The sequence below is a fragment of the Polaromonas sp. P3_C2 genome, assembly GCF_056402675.1.
This window is the reverse complement of sequence record NZ_JBFUGX010001075.1, coordinates 1-899: the sequence shown is the minus strand read 5'-3', so window position 1 is coordinate 899 and position 899 is coordinate 1. Positions and strand designations below refer to the sequence as shown.

General features: G+C 60.1%; 2 protein-coding genes. One reads left to right on the top strand and one right to left on the bottom strand.

The features are described 5' to 3' along the window. Positions 1–103 precede the first annotated feature (103 nt). On the bottom strand, positions 104–346 hold the full coding sequence (locus AC1DWI_RS24695; protein ID WP_477648985.1) for a hypothetical protein: 243 nt from the start codon (positions 344–346) through the stop codon (positions 104–106). 121 nt (positions 347–467) lie between these two features. On the opposite strand from AC1DWI_RS24695, the gene AC1DWI_RS24690 reads away from it, so the two are divergent. After that, entirely contained in the window at positions 468–644 is a 177-nt protein-coding gene (locus tag AC1DWI_RS24690) for a DUF3606 domain-containing protein (RefSeq protein WP_477668191.1), read from the top strand. The last annotated feature ends 255 nt before the right edge of the window (positions 645–899 follow it).

Below are 899 nucleotides of genomic sequence, written 5' to 3'. Positions count from 1 at the left end.
GCATCAAACTGGCCTTCAGCCCAATAGGGATAAGCGCAAGCAGCTATTAATTTGGTAGCAAATTGACAGGGACGGCGGCGTGGGTCTGCCGCCCACAGGGTGGTCAGTAAACCCCGAACAGGGCGCGAATCTCGTCGCCGGCGGTGCGCCCGTGTTTCTGGCTTTTGTACTTGTCGCCGATGTCGGCGCACTTTTCCATGATCAGCAGGGTGAATTCCTGCAGCTCCGGCGTCAGCGCGTCGCCTTCCGTCATGGCACCGGCCAGCTTGGCCAGGTTCACGAGCTGGCGGTCRCTGATGGAGCCGATGGAAAAGTCTGAAGGCTTGAAATCCGGTGGAAGTGACATGGCATGCACCTGGAGATGTCAGCCGGCAGCGGAAGACGGACTGCCTGCGTGACGGGTTTTGTCCTACAGGTTACCCCAGACATTTCGTCCTAGCATTCGTTTTTTCCCTAGGAGATGCGTCATGGCTGACGATACAACTGAAACCGCTGTGGACCGCAGGTTCATCGCCCTGGGGCAGGACTATGAGGTTCGCGACTGGACCAAAACCCTGGGTTGCACCGAGCAGCAACTGCGCGACGCCGTCAAGGCTGTCGGCAATTCAGCCTCCGCCGTGCGCCAGTACCTGGGTAAAAAATAGCGCCATCTCAAGGGGCGGCGGTTGGCGCCTTTCCCATCGTCATTGCGCGTGGTTCGCGCCGGTACAAGCATGAAAGAAGGCACAGCATGGCAAAAAGCAGCATTGCGGGTGGCAGCATTCCGCCCGAACAGTGGATGCGCGGAAAAGACACACAGTCGCTCGGCCCGGGCGACAGTTCAGACACCGGCAGCGACACGCTAGGTGCCTACAGCGACGAAGAGCTGGCCAGCGACAGCGACGCTGCCGGCACCGGCG

What these genes read in the sequence shown, in the direction of transcription:
- AC1DWI_RS24690 (WP_477668191.1), top strand. Translation starts at nt 468, where the DNA reads ATGGCTGACGATACAACTGAAACCGCTGTGGACCGCAGGTTCATCGCC.